Here is a 16505-nt window from a genome sequence, read left to right as displayed (position 1 = left end):
AGGTATAAAATGAAAAAAAAAGTAGTTGTAGGAATGTCTGGTGGTGTTGATTCATCAGTTACAGCTTTGCTATTAAAAAAGCAAGGTTATGAAGTACAAGGCTTATTTATGCGTAATTGGGAATATGGCATAAAAGGTAGTCAATGCCCTAATCGTATAGAGTTTGAAGATGCTAAAAAAGTAGGTGAATTAATAGGAATTGAAGTAAAAGGTAAAGATTTCGTTGAAGAGTATAAAACTAAAGTATTTGATGTATTTTTAGAAGGTTTAAAAAAAGGACTTACACCAAATCCAGATATATTATGTAATCGTGAGATTAAATTTAATGTATTTTTAAATGAAGCTAAAAAAATGGGTGCAGATTTTATTGCAACTGGACACTATGCTAAAATAGCTAAATATAAAGATCATTATGTTTTAGACACACCAAAAGATAATACTAAAGACCAAAGCTATTTTTTGCATGCACTATCAAGTGAACAATTATCACAAGCTATGTTTCCCCTTGCAGATTTAACTAAAAAAGAAGTAAGAGAAATAGCAAAAGAGCACAATTTACCAGTAAGTGATAAAAAAGATAGTACTGGTATTTGTTTTATTGGGAATCAAAGATTTGATGAATTCATCACACAACATTTAAAAGCAATTCCTGGTGATATTATAGATGAAAATGAAAATGTAATAGGAAAACACAAAGGGCTTATTTGTTATACATTAGGTCAAAGAAAAGGTATTGGTGTTGGAGGTATTAAAGAGACTGAAGGTGAAAATCATATTCATAAACCTTGGTATGTAGCAAAAAAAGACCTTGAAAATAATACATTAACAATTGTGCAAGATACAAATCATCCTTTACTTATGAGTAAAAGTGTTGAAGCTACTCATATGCATTGGGTACTTGAAGTTCCTCCTAAAATTGGAGATAAACTAATAGCACAAATTCGTTATCGTCAACAAAAACAAGCTTGTACAGTAACACAAGTTAGTGATGATAAAGTAGTTGTTGAATTTGACAAACCTCAAAGAGCTGTAACTTTAGGGCAAAGTCTTGTTTTATATGATGGTGATTATTGTTTAGGTGGCGGATTTATCAGTAATTACAATTAATATGCTATAATCTCACTTTTTTATAATCTTTACAAGATTAACTTCTTACTAAATTCATGTAAAGATTATAACTTATATATGGAAGAAAGCGATCCTTTCAAGATACGCCTAAAACCAAAAATTAAATATCACATTAATTATAAACATGAAGGACTCTAGTTCTTTATAAATTAGGCAATACAGAATCAGTGATTATTCCTTTATTAAATTTATAGTTTCAAAATAGAAAATTTTAAAGGCAGAATATGAAAAAAGTCATGGTTGGAATGAGTGGTGGAATTGATTCATCAGTTACAGCTTACATGTTACAAAAAGAAGGCTTTGAAGTAGAGGGTGTGTACTTGAAACTTCATAATAGAACAGATGGATATCATGAGTCAAATATCAGCTACATAGACAATGTTGCAAAACACCTTGATATTAAATACCATATATTAGATATTACAAAAGATTTTACAAAAGAAGTTTATGACTATTTTGTAAATTCATATTTAGAAGGAACTACACCTAATCCATGTGTTAAGTGTAATAGACAAATTAAATTTGGAAAAATGTTAGATTTTGCAAAAGAGCATAATGCTTCATATTTAGCAACAGGACATTATGCAAAAACTGATGGTGAGTTTATTTATGAAGCTGATGATAAAACAAAAGATCAAAGTTATTTCCTTTCACAAGTTGATAAAGAAGCATTACCTTTTATGATGTTTCCAATGAGTACATATAAAAAAGAAGACATTATAAAATTTGGTGCAAAATTAGGTGATATTTATAAAAAAATTACAGAAAAAAATGAATCACAAGAGATTTGTTTTGTAGATACAGTCTATACTGATGTTATTAAAAAACATGCAAATATAGATCAACCAGGTATTGTATTTGATGAAGAGGGAAATGAAGTAGGAACGCACAAAGGTTATATGCATTATACTATTGGCAAAAGAAGAGGATTTACTGTTCATGGTGCACATGAACCACATTTTGTAAAATCTTTAAATGCAAAAGATAATACTATAATTGTTGGAAAAAAAGAGTCATTAGAAATAAATACAGTTGAAGCAAATAATTTAAATATGTATGTTGATGATACAAACTTTAAATGTGGTGTAAAATTAAGATATAGAAGCCATTTACTTCCTTGTGAAGTAAGTATTAAAGATGATAGAGCAACTATTAAACTTAAAAATTCAGCATTTGGAGTTGCAACTGGTCAATTAGCAGTATTTTATATAGATGAAAAAGTTATTGGAAGTGCTTGGATTACAAAAGCTTTTAAATAATATTGTGTAATTTAAAAGAGAAACCACCCTCTTTTGAATTATATGAAAAAATTACAAAACACCTTAAAATAACACTTAAATCTCAAATTTTTAGTAGTAAATTTTTTTTATATATACATATAAATTCAATGTAAGAACTATTTAGATAAAATCGCAATAAACAAATACTCAACACAAGGAAAAAAATAATGTCATGTTTTAAACTTTTTAGTGGCTCAGCTAATCCTGATTTTGCCAAGAAAGTTGGAGAATACTTAAAAGAACCAATTGGTGAAGCTAAGCTAAATAAATTTAGTGATGGAGAAATTTCTGTTCAAGTTACAGAGAGTGTAAGAGGACAAGATGTATTTATAATTCAACCAACAAGTGCTCCTGCAAATGATAACTTAATGGAGCTATTAATTATGATTGATGCATTAAAAAGATCTAGTGCAAAATCAATTTCAGCTGTAATACCATACTATGGATATGCAAGACAAGATAGAAAAGCTGCTCCAAGAGTTCCTATTTCTGCAAAATTAGTTGCTGATTTATTAGAAAAAGCTGGAATACACAGAGTAATCACTATTGATTTACACGCTGCACAAATTCAAGGTTTTTTTAATGTTCCAGTTGATAATTTATTTGGTTCAATTATGTTTGTAGAATATATTAGATCAAAAAAACTAGCTAATCCAATTATTGCAAGTCCAGACATTGGTGGTGTTGCTAGAGCTAGAAGTTACGCAAATAAACTTGACTATGACTTAGTAATTGTAGATAAAAAAAGAGAACAAGCTAATGTTGCAGAAGTTATGAATATCATTGGTGATGTAAATGGTAAAGATGTAATTTTAGTTGATGATATGGTTGATACTGCTGGAACTTTAGTTAAAGCAGCAGAAGCACTTAAAAAAAGAGGTGCAACATCAGTTATGGCATGTTGTACACATGGAGTATTAAGTGGTCCAGCATATGAAAGAATTGAAAATGGTGTTTTAGATGAACTTGTAATCTCAGACACAATCCCTGCAAAACAAAAATCAGATAAAATTACAGTTTTAACTGCATCAGAAATTATTGGAGAAACAATAAAAAGAATTCATAATAATGAATCAGTTAACTCGATTTTTAAATATTAAGTTAATATGAATAATTAAATGTATTATCATTAAGTTTTTGCTATTATAGTATAAAAAACAATTAAACAAGGAAAATTATGAAGAAAGTACTATTATCAACAGTATTATGTGCAAGCTTAATGTTTGCAGCAGATAGTTCTTACAAATATGAAGTAACTCCATTAGTTGGGGGAGTTGTAACTGAGGGAAATACTACTCTTGATGATCACTACGGAGTTGGTGGATTAAGTTTAGGATTTAATCTTGAAGAAAGCATGTTTGATCAAATAGAACTAGGTTTTTTAAGAAGTTTGGGTGATGTTGATTATGATAAAGGTGGAGATACTTCAATCTCAAGAATCTTTACAAATGTAATCAAAAACTATGATCTTACAACTAATACTTCACTATATACTTTAATAGGTGCTGGTGTTGAAGTATTTGGACATGAAGCATATAAAAATGAAACAGGACTATTTGGTAACTATGGTGTAGGCTTAAGATATAACATCAGTGATGATTTAATATTTAAAACAGATGTAAGACATATGATTGAAACTGATCATGGAGACAATAGTTTACTTTATACTTTTGGTTTAGCAATTCCATTTGGGGAAAAAGCTACAAATGTAACAAAACAAGAGCCTGTAAAACAAGAAGTTAAACCAGAACCTAAAAAAGAAGTTCAAACTAAAAAAGTAGAATTAGATAGTGATAATGACGGAGTAGTTGATTCAAAAGATCAATGTCCAAATACACCAAAAGGTGATTTTGTAGATGAAAAAGGTTGTTCTTTAAAAACAGATTTAAATATTAACTTTGCTTTTGATAGTGCAAAAATTAATAACTCGTATGAGTCAAAAATCAAAAAATTTGCGGAATTTATGAAATCATTCCCATCAACAAAAGCAAAAATTGAAGCACATACAGATTCAATTGGTACAGAAAAATATAACCAAAAACTATCTGAAAGAAGAGCAGCTTCAACAGTTAATGCATTAAAAGCATATAATATTGATGCAAAAAGATTAAAATGGCATGGATATGGAGAGTCAAAACCTCTTGCAACTAATGCTACAAAAGAAGGTAGAGCTCAAAATAGAAGAGTAGAAGCTACAATCGTAAAATAAAAACATAATTAAAAGATAGGTAAACCTATCTTTTAATAACTACAATAACTTAATAACTACATAACATTACTTTAGATATAATCGCGTAAAATATAATAAAATAGGATGCTACTTTGCAGAAAAACATTAGAAATTTTAGTATTATTGCACATATTGACCATGGAAAATCAACACTTGCTGATAGAATAATCCAAGAGTGTGGAGCTGTTACAAATAGAGAACTGTCAGCTCAAATGATGGACACAATGGATATTGAGCAAGAGCGTGGTATTACTATTAAAGCTCAAAGTGTTAGATTAAAGTATGTAAAAGACAATGAAGTATATATACTAAATCTTATTGACACTCCAGGGCACGTTGATTTCTCATATGAAGTTAGTAGAAGTTTAGCCTCTTCTGAGGGAGCTTTATTAATTGTTGATTCAACTCAAGGAGTTGAAGCACAAACAATTGCAAATGTTTATATTGCACTTGATAATGACTTAGAATTACTTCCAGTTGTAAATAAAATAGATTTACCCTCAGCTGATCCAGATAGAGTATTAGAAGAGACAGAAGAAGCTATTGGTTTAGATTGTACTGAACATAATTTAGTTAGTGCAAAAACAGGTCTTGGTGTAAAAGAGTTAATTGATTCTATTGTAGAAAGAGTCCCTGCACCAAATGGAGATGAAAATGCACCTACTAAAGCACTTATTTATGACTCTTGGTTTGATAATTATCTTGGTGCATTAGCTCTTGTGAGAGTTTATGATGGAAGTATTAAAAAAGGTCAAGTATTAAAGATGATGAACACAAAAGTTGAACATCCAGTACTTGATTTGATGTACCCTCACCCAATAAAAAGAGAAAAAACAAATGAAATACAAACAGGTGAGATTGGTATTGTAGTTCTTGGACTTAAAACTCTTGATGGAATTGCAGTTGGTGATACAATGACAGATGCAAAAAATCCAACATTAAAACCTATTGCTGGATTTGAGCCTGTTAAACCATTTGTTTTTGCAGGACTTTATCCAATTGAAACTGATAAGTTTGAAGATTTAAGAGAAGCTCTTATTAAATTGCAACTAAATGACTCTTCTATTTCATTTGAACCTGAAAGTTCAGCAGCACTTGGAAGTGGTTTTAGAACAGGATTTTTAGGAATGCTTCATATGGAAGTAATAAAAGAAAGACTTGAAAGAGAATTCAATCTTGATTTAATTGCAACTGCACCAACTGTTGTATATCAAATTGAAAAAAAAGATGGAGAGAAAATTGAGATTCAAAATCCATCAGAATTGCCAGAACCAAACTATATAGAAACAATTTATGAACCATATGTAAAAGCAACAATATTAGTACCTGATGAGTTTTTAGGAAATGTAATAAAACTAGTAAATGAAAAAAGAGGAATTCAAGTAAAAATGGACTATTTAGGTAAAAGAGTTTTACTTGAATATGATATTCCTATGAATGAAATAGTAATGGATTTTTATGATAAATTAAAATCTACTTCAAAAGGTTATGCCTCTTTTGATTATGAACCAATAGGTTTTAGACCAGGTAATCTTAAAAAACTTGATGTAAGAGTTGCAGGAGATATCGTAGATGCACTTTCTATTATTGTACCAGAAGATAAAGCAGTAGCAAGAGGAAGAGAGTTTATTAAAGCATTAAAAGAGTTAATTCCAAGACAATTATTTGAAGTTGCTGTTCAAGCAAGTATAGGAACAACAATTATTGCAAGAGAGACTGTAAAATCAATGGGAAAAAATGTTACTGCAAAATGTTATGGTGGTGATATTACAAGAAAAAGAAAGCTTTTAGAAAAACAAAAAGCTGGTAAGAAAAGAATGAAAGCTATTGGTAAGGTTAATGTACCTCAAGAAGCTTTTATGGCAGTACTTAAAATCTAAATAATTTAACAAGCAGTAGAATATACTGCTTGTTATTTACTATTATTTAAAGGGTAATTCAAAAGATATAGTAACTTCTGAATAACTTTTCCCATTATGCAAATCAAAACACTCTTTAGCAAATTTTGCGAAAGATTCACTCATACTATAATCTAAAATATCAATCACTCCACTTGCTATAACTTTTTTATCTTTTATTTCATATTTCATAGGAACAGTTTTTGTTACTTCATTCATAGTCAATTTCAATGTTAAACTTTTAGTATTTGTATTAACATCTGAAATAAAAGCAAGAATTTTTTCTGAACTTTTTAAAGAAAAAAGCGTATTTACCATACTGTTATTTCTAACTTTCAAACCAGATTCCAAACTTAAAGAGTCTATTTCTACTTTTGCACTTTTTAAAAACTTAGTAAAATCTTCACTTCTTTTTATCTGTAAATCAACTTTTTTAAATGTACCAGATACACCAACTTTCTTTTCTGTTTTATATCCTGTCCATTGTACTTTTAAGTCACCATCTAACTCATATGCATTTAAAGATACAAATGCAAATAAGAAAAAGATTCCAATTAGTAATTTTATTTTCATAACAACTCCTTTCATTTATCATATATAATTTAAAATTTATTTAAGATAATAATTATAAATTAAATACTATTTTAAATAATTTATAGTATTATTTTATATGAGATGTATATCATGTGAAAAACTATCTTTTCTTATTATTTGTAAAAGTTGCCAAGAAAAATATCTTGAACCCTCTTTTCATAAAAGAGAAATTGATAAGAATTTTTTTAATTACTCATTTTATGCTCTAAGTGATATAGAAGATTTGATAAACTCGAAATACTACTTTTATGGAGATAGAATTTATAATATACTTGCAAAATTATCTTTTGAAAAATTTGCACAAAATTTTGATTTTAAATATAAAGTTTATGCAATACCAATTGATGATCATACAAGGCATGAGTTTTCACATACTGCAATACTAACTAAACATCTACAATCAAAATATATACAAGCAAAAACAAACTGTTTAAAAGCAACAAATAAAGTAAAATATGCAGGGAAAAATTTAAAATATAGACAAGATAATCCAAGGAATTTCAAACTATCAAATTTATATAATCAAACAACAATTATATGTGATGATTTAATCACAACAGGTGCTACAATATTAGAAGCGAAAAAAGTTTTAAAGAAAAAAAATAATCAAGTTATCTTTTCTTTAACCCTAGCTGATGCAAAAATTTAGTATAATTTATTTTATTTAGAGGGCGAAATTGTGATAGGAATTATTGATTATAATATGGGAAATCTTGCAAGTGTATATAATGCTTGCCATCTTTTGGATACTAAAGCATCGATTATAAAAGACCCAGAAGAGTTAAAAAACTTTAATAGAATCATCTTACCAGGAGTTGGGGCTTTTGCTGATGCTATGGAACATCTAAACTCAACTGGCATGAAAGAGGCTGTAATGGAGTTTGCAAAAAGTGGAAAACCAATGATTGGAATTTGTCTTGGGATGCAACTACTTTTTGAAAGTTCACAAGAGTTTGGACACACTGAGGGTTTAGGGTTAATCAAAGGAAAAATTGAAAAATTTGACAAATCTAAAATGCATGAAGATTTCAAAATTCCACATATGGGATGGAACACTATTGAAAATAAGCAACACAAACTTTTTGAGGGTTTAACAAACCCTTATCTTTACTTTGTACACTCTTATCATGCAGTTACAAGTGAAGAAAATATCATAGGTAAAACAACTTATGGATATGAGTTTGCAAGTGCTGTAAATAAAGATAATATCTTTGGTTTTCAGCCTCACCCTGAAAAATCTCATGATAATGGATTGAAAATTCTTGAAAACTTTATAAATATAAAATTATAATAAAGGAGATATTATGAAAACTATAGCAATAACAGGTGCAAGTGGGTTTGTAGGGACTTCCCTTAAAAATTTCTTTGAAAAACAAGGTTATAAAGTAGTTGCTATAAATAGAGAGGTTTTAAATAATAAACAAGAACTTCAAAATATAGTATCATCAAGCAATATAGTTATAAATTTAGCAGGTGCAAATATCATAAATAGATGGACAAAAGAGTATAAGGAACTACTTTATTCAAGTAGAATAAACACTACTTCAAATTTAGTAGAAGCTATAAATAGTGTGGAAACAAAACCTGAATTACTTATTTCAACTTCTGCTGTTGGAATTTATGATAATAAAGACACTTATGCAGAAGATGGTAAATACTCAGATGATTTTTTATCAAAACTTTGTCAAAGATGGGAAGAAGAAGCACATAAAGCTCAAACAAATGTATCTATTTTTAGATTTGGTATAGTATTAGGTAAAAAAGGAGGAGCTTTTGCAAAAATGCTAACTCCTTTTAAACTTGGTCTTGGGGGAATAATAGGAAGTGGGAAACAAGCTTTCTCTTTTATTCATATTGATGATTTATTAAATGCTTATAAGTTTGTAATTGACAATAACTTAACATCAACATTTAACCTAACAGCACCAAAACCTACAACAAATTTAGGTCTAACAAGAGCTTTAGGTAAAGCACTTAAAAAGCCTACAATTTTTCCAGTTCCAGAGTTTGCATTAAGGTTAATTTTTAGTGAAGGTGCAAAAGTACTTACAGATGGACAAGATGCAGTACCTAAAAAATTATTAGATTTAGGATTTGAGTTTAAATATAAAGATATACAAGAAACAGTAGATAGTTTGGTTTAATTAAAAAAGGGAGAGAAATTTAATATGGATATATTACCAGCGATTGATTTAAAAGATGGGAAAGCTGTAAGATTGAGTAAAGGGCTTATGGATAGTGCAAAAATCTATTCAGATGAGCCTTGGCAAGTGGCAAAAAGGTTTGAAGAACTTGGAAGCAAATGGGTTCATATTGTTGATTTAAATGGAGCCTTTGCTGGAAAACCTGCTAATTTAGAACAGATAAAAAAAATTAGAGAAAATTGCAACTTAAAGATTGAACTTGGTGGTGGAATTAGAGATGAAGAGACTATCAAAATGTATGTAGAGCTTGGAGTTGATAGATTAATTTTAGGATCAATTGCTGTAAAAGATCCTCAATTTGTTAAAGATATGGCTTCAAAATATAATATTGCAGTTGGAATTGATGCAAAAGATGGAATGGTTGCAGTTGAGGGTTGGGCAGAAGTATCTAATATGAAAGCAACTGATTTAGCAAATGAGTTTGCAAGTGCTGGAGTTGAAGCTATTATTTGTACAGATATTTCAAAAGATGGTATGCTTTGTGGAGTAAATGTAGAGTTTACACAAGATATTGCACTTGCTAGTAAAGTAGATACTATTGCTAGTGGTGGCGTAAAAGATATTTCTGATATTATAAACTGTAAAAACAATGGTAATATTGCTGGTGTTATTGTAGGAAAAGCCTTTTATGAAGGTAGTTTAGATTTAGAAGAAGCTTTTAAAATATTATAATATGTGCTTAATTATATCCCTAGTATTTTATGCTTTAGCCTACACTTTTTATGAAGATTCTAATATGCAAGGCTTTTATATAAATCTAGGGATTGCCCTACTTTTTTCTATTTTATTAATAAAAAATTTCATAAAATCAAAAAGGCAATAGCTTGAAAAAAAAGATTGATAACTTATACTCAAAACTTGCGAATGAAGAAGATGCAAGAGTATGTAAAGCAATTGATGAAAGTGCTTGTAAAGTAGTTCCTGGTAACTTTTTTCTTACAATAATTAGTTATTTTTTTAGTAAACTAGCAGATGCTGTTGCTAATACAAAAGTTATACTTCCTTGGATAATGCAAAGTATTGGTGCTCCTTTATATTTAATAAGCTTTTTAGTTCCAATTAAAGAGTCAGGTTCACTCTTACCTCAACTATTTATTGCAGCATATATTAGGAAACTACCTATTAGAAAATGGATTTGGTCTTTAGGTTCTTTACTTCAAGCTCTTTGTATGTTTGGTATTGCAATTGTTGCTTGGAATATGCAAGGTTTAAGTGCAGGTCTTGCTATTATTGCTCTTCTTGTTGGTATGAGTTTAGCAAGGGGATTATGTTCAGTTGCTGCAAAAGATGTTTTAGGAAAAACTATTCCTAAAACAAGGCGCGGAGCTTTAAATGGTCTTTCAGCAATGCTTGCTGGTCTTTTAGTTGTTGTTTTGGGTGTATATTTCTTACTAAATGGAGAGAAACCTTTTTCATCACAAAACTTTAGTATTCTTCTTTCAATAGCTGGCTTATTTTGGATTTTTGCAGCTATTGTTTATGCTTTTATAAAAGAGTTTGATGGAGAAACTGATGGTGGTGGAAATGCTTTTAGTGTTGCTATTTCAAAACTAGGTATTTTAAAAACAGATAAGCCTTTTAGACTATTTGTAATTACAAGAGCTTTATTTTTATGTTCTGTATTATCTGCACCATTTTTTGTAATAATTGCTCAACAAAACTCTGAATCAAACTCTTATTTATTAGGTCTTTTTATACTTTCTAGTGGATTAGCTGATTTATTATCTGCAAATTTTTGGGGTAAGTTTTCTGATATATCAAGTAAAAAAGTTATGATTATAGGAGCAACTATTGCCACAAGTGTTGGTTTTGTAGTTGTTTTTATTGATTTTTTCTATGATGAACTTTTTTCAATTATTTGGATTATGCCTATTATCTATTTTATTTTAAGTATTGGTTATCAAGGTATAAGAATAGGAAGAAAAACTTATATTGTCGATTTGGCCCAAGGAAATAAAAGAACTGATTATGTAGCTGTAAGTAATACACTAATAGGTTTTATTTTACTACTTAGTGGATTAATTGGAACATTAAGCTCACTTATTGGAGTTAGCGGAATCATTTTGTTATTATCTACTATTGGAGTTTTAGCAATATATCTTGCAAATAAACTTCCTGAAGTACAAGAAGATTAAGACTCAAATAAAATATAAATAGATTTTCTACAATATAAGGTTAAAAAGATATAATCTTAAAAATTAAATTTAAAATGGATAAATAATGAAATTAAAAAAATGGATATATTTAGCAATCTTTTTAGTAATCTTTTATTATGCATTTATAGTAAATATAGTTATAACACTTTCAATTATTGCTTCTTTATATATAGCATTTAAACTATATAGATTTTATGCTAAAAGAGAGTTAAACAAGTTAGTAAAATCAAAAGAGTCTTTTGAAAAAAGTCAACTAGGGCTTTTTGTTGCCCTTGTTGCTAAAGTTGCTAAAGCAGATGGAAGAGTACAAGAACTTGAAGCACAACTAATTAGTATGATGTTTGATGATATCTCTAAAATTTTCAATGAAAAAGAAAAAGCAAGAGCTATAATGAAAGAGATTTTCAATGAAGAGAAACAAAAAGAAGGAAATACTAAAGAAATCGCTCAAGCTTTAAATAAAATATTAGGTCGTAGTATTATTAAGCGTAAACAGTTTTTGAGTTTTTTAATTCAATTAGCTTATATAGATAGTGGAATTAGTCAAGATGAAAAAAAAGTTTTACATGAAATCATGCAAGAGCTAAATATAGAACCTAGCGTATATGATGAGATTGTTAATAAGTTTGAAAATATGATGAAAAATAAGCAAGAAACAATGAGTTTACAAGAAGCTTATGAGATTTTAGAAGTAAAACAAAGTGATGATATGAACACTATAAAAAAAGCATATAGAAAATTAATTAGAAAATACCATCCAGATATTATAAGTTCACAAGATAAAGATGAAAGCTACATGGAAGAAGCAACAGCAAAAACACAAAAGATAAACCAAGCTTATCAAGTTATAAAAGATGAAAATAAAAATTAATTTTGACATTAAAAGAAATAAATGATACAATTTTATCAAACTATCGTTTGGGAAAAGTATGGCAATAAAAAAAACATCAAAAGAAGAGATACTAAACAAAGCAATTAATCTTTTTAAAACTCAAGGTTTTTCTAATACTTCAATGGCAAATATTGCAGATGAATGTGGATTGATAAAAGGAAGTATCTATCATCATTTTAAAAATAAAGATGAGATAGGACTTGAAGCACTTAAATATATAAGTGAATACTTTGATAAAAATATTTTTTCAATAAAAGATGAAACACTACTTACAAAAGAAAAGTTAGAAAAAATAGTTAAAAAAACTGATGAATATTTTTTAAATAGTAATGGAGGTTGTTTACTAGCAAATTTAGCAACTGAAGTTTCTAATCAAAATGAAGCATACAAAACAGTCATAATAGATTATTTTAAAACTTGGGAAGATTGTTTAGCCAAAATTTTAGAAGAAAAATACCCTAAAAATGAAGCACAAGATTTAGCATATGAATATATTTGTTCTTTACAAGGTTCTATTATTATGTTTAATCTAACAAACAATAAAAAAAGACTTTTAAAAATAGGAAAAAACCTATTAACTAAAGTTTAAATTTTTTTGCCTATTTTACCAAACAATCGTTTGTTTGATTAAGGAGAGTTTATGAATTACATAAAAAAAATAAAAGGAAATAATGCAAAGCTTCCACCAAAAGCAAATGCTATTGAAGTTGCCTTTGCTTTTATTGGTGCATTTATTGCAATATCTGTTGTTGCTTATCTTACAAATAGTTATGAAAATATATTTATCATGGGTTCATTTGGAGCTACTTGTGTTTTGCTATTTGGATTTAGCGATAGTCCTTTTTCACAACCAAGAAATATCTTTTTTGGTCATGTAATATCAACATTTATGGGATTATTCTTTTTTCATTTTGTTGGTGATTATTGGTGGAGTTTAGCTCTTGCTTTAGCTTTAGCAATTGCAGTAATGTTATTAACAAGAACAGTTCATCCCCCAGCAGGTTCAAATCCAGTTATTGTATTTATAATGGGTTCATCTTGGAATTTTCTATTTTTTCCAACAGCTTTAGGAGCTACTATTATAATTTTAGTTGGTGTTTTTTATAATAATTTACACAAAAAAAGAGTCTATCCAAACTATTGGATATAAGAGTAAAGATATTTTTCTTTACTCTTCTAAACTTGTATAATGAAGCTCCAAACCATTTGAGGTTGCTACAAAACCATTTATGTTGATTTTACCCTCATGAACTAATTTATGATGCTCTTTGCATAAAGGAATTAGATTGTACTTATGATTTGCATTCATATGACCTATAAAGCCATCTTTATTTGCTCTTGCTTGCTCTTTTATATGGTGAACATCATCACAAGCTTTTCCACATATTACACAAGTTGAGGCAAAAACATCTTTATTATATTTTGAGGTTTTTTTCTGTGTAAGTCTTTCTATTTTATCATAATCATCTGTTAAACGTTTTCTAATATCATTTGCAACGCTTAAAAACTCTTTATCCATATGAAGTGATTTTGCATACTCTAATCCATACATAGAAGAACCACTTCCAAAGGCTAGTTTTCTATCAAAAATAAGTTTATCTTCTTTATCTTCATACATAACTGATAGATGTAAAGAGATAATATTTCTTAGTTTTTCTATCTCTTTTATCTCTGGTAATTGATGTAAGTGCGTTGCAAAAACAAAAATTGATTCTAGTTTTGCAAGTTTTAATATAGCACTTGCAACAATACTTAAACCACTCATAGTTTCAGTACTATGAGAAATCTCATCTCCTAAAACCAATGATTTTTTTGTTGCTCTATTGAAAATATTTTTAAGTTCAAGCATCTCAACAGCAAATGAAGATAAACCTTTTGCAATATTATCAGCTCCACTAATTCTTGTATAAACTGCATCAAAAACTGAAAATCTCATAGATTTTGCAGGTACATAAAAACCTGCTTGAGCTAAAATAACAGCAATTCCTATTGATTTCATAAGCGAAGATTTACCAGATGAGTTTATACCATAAAGTAAAACTCCATGCATTTTATTATCTGTTATATTTAAAGGGTTTGAGTTTTTTACTATTACATTGTTTTTTTGCTCTTTTGAGGCATAACTTAGCTCTCCTAAAACCACATCATTTGGAACATAAATACCTTGTTCTTCATTTGCTTCAATAATAGGATGTCTAAGCTCAACTAGCTCTAAAAAGTTTTCATCATCTTTTGTTTTTACTATTTTAGGGCATGTATAATTATATTTTTTAGCTGTTTTTACATTTGAAACTGTTAAATCAATCTCTGCTATAAACTGTACAAGTTCTTCTAATAATATTGCAAATTTTTTCTCAAACTCTACTAGTTTTTCTTTAAATACAAGTTTATTTAATTCTATTATTTTTCTTAGATTATGTACATATTTATCTGAAATAGTCTCTGTTAAACTGCACGATATTTTCACATTTGTAGTTTGCACTTTTATTTTAAAATCTTTAACTAATAAAAGCTCATCATCTATAATAATATGGGAATTTAGTAATTCATCTTTTATTAGATTGTATCTATTTTTAGTAAGTGCTAAATAAAAGCCCTCTTTATCAAGTCTATTTATACTTACTTGATTTTTATCATCACTTTTTAAATATGTTAAAATATGTGATTTTAATAACTCTAATTTTGAGTAAAGTTCATCATTTTGTCTAGTTAATTCATCAATTTGAACATTTATTCCCTCGCAAACCATATTTGCTTCTACATCTTTTAACATATACTTACCAGATATATCTAAATCAAAAGTAGAATCAATTGAATTTATAAAAAGTTCCAACTCTTTAGAACTACAAGGAGGAGTAAAAAACTTATAACTTTCCATAAACTTTACGACTTCTTTTATACTTAATAAAGAGTCATATAAATAGTTTAATTCAAAAGGGTGTAATCTTGCAAGTTTTATTCTTCTTGTAAGTCTTTCAATATCATAAATATTTGCTAATTCATTTTCTATTGGAGCATAATAATCAAATAACTCTTTTGATAAATTAAATCTTCTTAATATCTCTTTTGTATCTTTTACAGGATGAGTTAGTCTTTCTTTTAAAAGTCTTTTTCCCATGGCTGTTGAAGTATTATTTAAAAGTTTAATTAAACTTGGATTATGAGAAGTTTCTATTATATTTAATTGCTCTAATGCATTGTTTCCTAAATATATATATTTTGAGATATCAAGTTTTATAGGCATTGATAGTTTTTGAACAATATTTGAATCATGACCAATAACAAAATCAATTAATATAGCTAAACTTTCACTACTTAAAGGCACTCTTTCCATATCAAGATGTTCTATTGAAGTAAGAAGTGATTGAATATTAAATACATTTTTAAATAATTCATTTTGATAAGTAATTTTTGGCCTAAAACTTCCAATATGAAAAGTTTTTAATTTTAACTCTAAGTAATCAATCACTTCTTTTTGATTTATATTTTTATCTGCAAAAGTTACAACTATTTCATTTGTTTTATGCATATTCATATAGTTAAAAGCTTCATCAAGTGCATAAAACTTATCTTCACTTGTACCATGTACTTCATTATAATAGCACTTACCTGTTGTTACATCAATTGCACTATATCCTATTAAATAAATTCCTTTTACTTGATCAACAACTAAAGAAGTAATATTATTTTCATCTTGGTCAACTACAAAATCAAAATTTGTTCCTGGACTAATAACTGTATCTAAATATCTTGAGACCTTAGGAGGAAGACCTCTTTGTCTTATAACAACTACTGTATATTTTTGTTCATTTATTATTCTTGAAAGGTGTTTATCAAAAGATATAGCAGGAACACCTGCCATGATAGGATTATCTTGAGAATTTTCTAAAATTGATTTGTTTTTTCTTGTTAGTTGTATATTTAAAAGCTCAGCAATCTCTTTTGCTTTACCTATTTGTTCTTTATCATTATTTACTTCATAAACTTCAAAAAAAGTTCCTATTTCCATAAGAACAATAGTATTTTTACCATATTTTTCTTCAAAAAGTTTTTGAAGTTTAAAATATGTATATGTAAGTAAAATTTTTTTATCATCTAATAGTTCTTGAACTTCTTGTCTCAA

At 28.1% G+C, this 16505-nt stretch carries 15 protein-coding genes; 13 read left to right on the top strand and 2 right to left on the bottom strand.

Annotation, left to right across the window (positions count from 1 at the left end; all coding sequences use genetic code 11):
* The first annotated feature begins 9 nt into the window (after positions 1–9).
* The 5 genes from mnmA (ACAN_RS03190) to lepA all read left to right on the top strand — a co-directional run bounded on the left by mnmA (ACAN_RS03190) (position 10) and on the right by lepA (position 6518).
* On the top strand, positions 10–1107 hold the full coding sequence (gene mnmA / locus ACAN_RS03190; RefSeq protein WP_099334784.1) for a tRNA 2-thiouridine(34) synthase MnmA: 1098 nt from the start codon (positions 10–12) through the stop codon (positions 1105–1107).
* Between the two features lie 245 nt (positions 1108–1352).
* Positions 1353–2387 carry a tRNA 2-thiouridine(34) synthase MnmA gene (mnmA, locus tag ACAN_RS03185; RefSeq protein WP_099334783.1) on the top strand — a complete coding sequence of 345 codons (1035 nt, stop codon included), beginning with the start codon at positions 1353–1355 and terminating at the stop codon, positions 2385–2387.
* Between the two features lie 188 nt (positions 2388–2575).
* Positions 2576–3508 carry a ribose-phosphate pyrophosphokinase gene (locus tag ACAN_RS03180; protein ID WP_079577313.1) on the top strand — a complete coding sequence of 311 codons (933 nt, stop codon included), beginning with the start codon at positions 2576–2578 and terminating at the stop codon, positions 3506–3508.
* Positions 3509–3585: 77 nt separating this feature from the next.
* Positions 3586–4617 carry an OmpA family protein gene (locus tag ACAN_RS03175; protein WP_099334782.1) on the top strand — a complete coding sequence of 344 codons (1032 nt, stop codon included), beginning with the start codon at positions 3586–3588 and terminating at the stop codon, positions 4615–4617.
* Positions 4618–4730: 113 nt separating this feature from the next.
* Positions 4731–6518: a translation elongation factor 4 gene (gene lepA, locus ACAN_RS03170; protein WP_079577311.1), complete on the top strand. Its 1788-nt coding sequence runs from the start codon at positions 4731–4733 to the stop codon at positions 6516–6518.
* A gap of 42 nt (positions 6519–6560) precedes the next feature.
* Here the strand turns inward: lepA and ACAN_RS03165 are convergent, their stop codons facing one another.
* The gene (locus tag ACAN_RS03165; RefSeq protein ID WP_099334781.1) at positions 6561–7109 is read right to left on the bottom strand and encodes a YceI family protein; all 549 of its coding nucleotides are present in this window, start codon (positions 7107–7109) and stop codon (positions 6561–6563) included.
* Positions 7110–7206: 97 nt separating this feature from the next.
* Here ACAN_RS03165 and ACAN_RS03160 point away from each other — a divergent pair, with 97 nt between their 5' ends.
* The 8 genes from ACAN_RS03160 to ACAN_RS03125 all read left to right on the top strand — a co-directional run bounded on the left by ACAN_RS03160 (position 7207) and on the right by ACAN_RS03125 (position 13532).
* Positions 7207–7779 carry a ComF family protein gene (locus ACAN_RS03160; protein ID WP_099334780.1) on the top strand — a complete coding sequence of 191 codons (573 nt, stop codon included), beginning with the start codon at positions 7207–7209 and terminating at the stop codon, positions 7777–7779.
* A gap of 30 nt (positions 7780–7809) precedes the next feature.
* Positions 7810–8421 carry an imidazole glycerol phosphate synthase subunit HisH gene (gene hisH, locus ACAN_RS03155; protein WP_099334779.1) on the top strand — a complete coding sequence of 204 codons (612 nt, stop codon included), beginning with the start codon at positions 7810–7812 and terminating at the stop codon, positions 8419–8421.
* Positions 8422–8434: 13 nt separating this feature from the next.
* Positions 8435–9274, top strand: coding sequence for a TIGR01777 family oxidoreductase (locus tag ACAN_RS03150; RefSeq protein ID WP_099334778.1), 840 nt, complete (start codon positions 8435–8437; stop codon positions 9272–9274).
* Between the two features lie 24 nt (positions 9275–9298).
* On the top strand, positions 9299–10006 hold the full coding sequence (gene hisA, locus ACAN_RS03145) for a 1-(5-phosphoribosyl)-5-[(5-phosphoribosylamino)methylideneamino]imidazole-4-carboxamide isomerase (protein WP_099334777.1): 708 nt from the start codon (positions 9299–9301) through the stop codon (positions 10004–10006).
* A 152-nt stretch (positions 10007–10158) separates the two neighbouring features.
* Complete coding sequence (locus ACAN_RS03140) at positions 10159–11469, top strand: MFS transporter (protein ID WP_099334776.1); 1311 nt, start codon at positions 10159–10161, stop codon at positions 11467–11469.
* 85 nt (positions 11470–11554) lie between these two features.
* The gene (locus ACAN_RS03135; protein WP_099334775.1) at positions 11555–12361 is read left to right on the top strand and encodes a DnaJ domain-containing protein; all 807 of its coding nucleotides are present in this window, start codon (positions 11555–11557) and stop codon (positions 12359–12361) included.
* Positions 12362–12419: 58 nt separating this feature from the next.
* Positions 12420–12971, top strand: coding sequence for a TetR/AcrR family transcriptional regulator (locus tag ACAN_RS03130; RefSeq protein WP_099334774.1), 552 nt, complete (start codon positions 12420–12422; stop codon positions 12969–12971).
* Between the two features lie 51 nt (positions 12972–13022).
* A complete protein-coding gene (locus ACAN_RS03125) occupies positions 13023–13532 on the top strand; it encodes an HPP family protein (RefSeq protein ID WP_099334773.1) in 510 nt (169 codons plus the stop codon).
* 18 nt (positions 13533–13550) lie between these two features.
* On the opposite strand, the gene ACAN_RS03120 is transcribed toward ACAN_RS03125, so the two are convergent.
* Positions 13551–16505 (bottom strand): MutS-related protein, encoded by a 2955-nt coding sequence (locus ACAN_RS03120; protein ID WP_099334772.1) that lies wholly within the window; start codon positions 16503–16505, stop codon positions 13551–13553.

The organism is Malaciobacter canalis (genome assembly GCF_008000835.1).
GTDB lineage: Bacteria > Campylobacterota > Campylobacteria > Campylobacterales > Arcobacteraceae > Malaciobacter > Malaciobacter canalis.
Note: the sequence above shows the minus strand (reverse complement) of the source record. Positions and strands in the feature narration are given on the sequence as shown.

What these genes read in the sequence shown, in the direction of transcription:
- mnmA (WP_099334784.1), top strand. Translation starts at nt 10, where the DNA reads ATGAAAAAAAAAGTAGTTGTAGGAATGTCTGGTGGTGTTGATTCATCA.
- mnmA (WP_099334783.1), top strand. Translation starts at nt 1,353, where the DNA reads ATGAAAAAAGTCATGGTTGGAATGAGTGGTGGAATTGATTCATCAGTT.
- ACAN_RS03180 (WP_079577313.1), top strand. Translation starts at nt 2,576, where the DNA reads ATGTCATGTTTTAAACTTTTTAGTGGCTCAGCTAATCCTGATTTTGCC.
- ACAN_RS03175 (WP_099334782.1), top strand. Translation starts at nt 3,586, where the DNA reads ATGAAGAAAGTACTATTATCAACAGTATTATGTGCAAGCTTAATGTTT.
- ACAN_RS03165 (WP_099334781.1), bottom strand. Translation starts at nt 7,109, where the DNA reads ATGAAAATAAAATTACTAATTGGAATCTTTTTCTTATTTGCATTTGTA.
- ACAN_RS03160 (WP_099334780.1), top strand. Translation starts at nt 7,207, where the DNA reads ATGAGATGTATATCATGTGAAAAACTATCTTTTCTTATTATTTGTAAA.
- ACAN_RS03150 (WP_099334778.1), top strand. Translation starts at nt 8,435, where the DNA reads ATGAAAACTATAGCAATAACAGGTGCAAGTGGGTTTGTAGGGACTTCC.
- hisA (WP_099334777.1), top strand. Translation starts at nt 9,299, where the DNA reads ATGGATATATTACCAGCGATTGATTTAAAAGATGGGAAAGCTGTAAGA.
- ACAN_RS03135 (WP_099334775.1), top strand. Translation starts at nt 11,555, where the DNA reads ATGAAATTAAAAAAATGGATATATTTAGCAATCTTTTTAGTAATCTTT.
- ACAN_RS03130 (WP_099334774.1), top strand. Translation starts at nt 12,420, where the DNA reads ATGGCAATAAAAAAAACATCAAAAGAAGAGATACTAAACAAAGCAATT.
- ACAN_RS03125 (WP_099334773.1), top strand. Translation starts at nt 13,023, where the DNA reads ATGAATTACATAAAAAAAATAAAAGGAAATAATGCAAAGCTTCCACCA.